The sequence below is a fragment of the Komagataeibacter kakiaceti JCM 25156 genome (assembly GCF_000613305.1).
On the sequence record NZ_BAIO01000526.1, the window covers coordinates 1 to 1,580 of the forward strand.

The 1,580-nt window shown below is 67.0% G+C and carries 2 protein-coding genes; both read right to left on the reverse strand.

What is annotated here, in order from left to right; translation table 11 throughout:
* On the reverse strand, positions 1-400 hold a 400-nt coding region (locus JCM25156_RS16185; RefSeq protein ID WP_025813937.1), incomplete at its 3' end, for an aminotransferase class I/II-fold pyridoxal phosphate-dependent enzyme.
* A partial coding sequence (locus JCM25156_RS16190) for a UDP-N-acetylglucosamine 4,6-dehydratase family protein (protein WP_025813939.1) occupies positions 397-1,580 on the reverse strand: 1,184 nt, incomplete at its 5' end. The genes JCM25156_RS16190 and JCM25156_RS16185, both read right to left, overlap by 4 nt.

Here is a 1,580-nt window from a genome sequence, read left to right on the forward strand (position 1 = left end):
CCGCCCGGCGTACATCGGCAATGCGGCGGCGCAGGCTTGCGGGGTCGATCTGGAAGGTGGCGGGGTCCACATCCACGAAAACCGGCGTCGCGCCCAGCACCAGCGGCACCTCCGCCGTGGCGGTGTAGGTGAAGGCGGGCAGGAACACGGCGTCTCCCGCCCCGATTCCCTCGGCCATCAGCACGATCTGGATGGCATCCGTGCCGGACGAGACACCCACGCATTCCGCCGCCCCGCTATAGCTGGCCAGGCGTCCCTCCAGTTCCATGACTTCCGGGCCCATGACAAAGCGGCAGTGTTTCATGACCGCATCGACACGCTGTTTGATCAGGGGGGCGATCAGGCCCTGCTGCTGGGGCAGGTTCAGAAAGCCCACAGGGGCTTCCAGCGGAGCGTTCATGATGCATTCCTTTCCACATCGAGCGGCCCGGCCGGGACCGGAGTGACCCTGCCGTGCGGGTCGTGCACGAATTCGGGCACAAGCCCGCGCACCAGTTCCAGCGCCTGCGCGCCATCACCTTTACGGCATGCCACATCAAGTGCATCCATGATATTGATCACCTGCGCAAGGTCCACCGTACGCGGTGTTGCCATCCGCAGGCCGGGACAGCCGGTGGGCTGTAGTACTTCCTGCTGGTAAAACAGGTCTTCCTCCAGCTTTTCACCGGGGCGCAGGCCGGTAAAGCGGATCTCCACATCCGTGCCGGGCCGCAGCCCCGCCAGGACGATCATCTGCCGCGCCAGATCAAGAATGCGCACCGGCGTGCCCATATCCAGCACGAATATCGCGCCGCCGCGCAGCAGGGGGGCCAGCCTGCCCGCCTCGGCCCCGGTGCCACGGGCGCTGGCCTGCAGCACCAGCCCCACCGCTTCGGATACGGTCATGAAATAACGCTGCATGCGCGAATCGGTCACCGTAAGCGGGCCGCCGCGTTCAAGCTGGCGGCGGAACAGCGGAATGACCGATCCGGTCGATCCCATCACGTTGCCGAAGCGCACGCTCATGCACCGCATGCCCGTGCCACCGGGCACGCCGCGCGCGCGTACATCCAGCGCCTGACAGTACATTTCCGCCACGCGCTTGGATGCCCCCATGACACTGGCCGGGTTGACCGCCTTGTCCGTCGAGATCAGCACCATCGCCCGCGCGCCATGACGCGCGGCGGCATCGGCCACGACGCGGGTGCCGGTCACGTTGGTCAGCAGCCCTTCGCAGGGGTTGTCCTCCACCATCGGCACATGCTTCAGCGCCGCCGCGTGAAAGACCAGTTCGGGCCGGAAACGTGCGAAAACCCGGTCGATCCGCCCGGCGTCACGTATATCGGCCAGCACGAGATGCCGCTTTGCCTCCCCCCCCTGCTCCCCAAGGTTGAGGTCCACCTGCCACAGCGGGAATTCCCCCATGTCCAGCAGCACCATTTCCGCCGGGGCGTGGCGGGCGATCTGCCGGGCCAGTTCACCGCCAATGGAGCCACCGGCCCCGGTAATCAGCACGCGCCTGCCGCGCAGCATCTCCGCGATGCCATGTTCGTCCTGTGTCACGGCGGGGCGATTGAGCAGGTCGGTCAGGCCGACGGGCG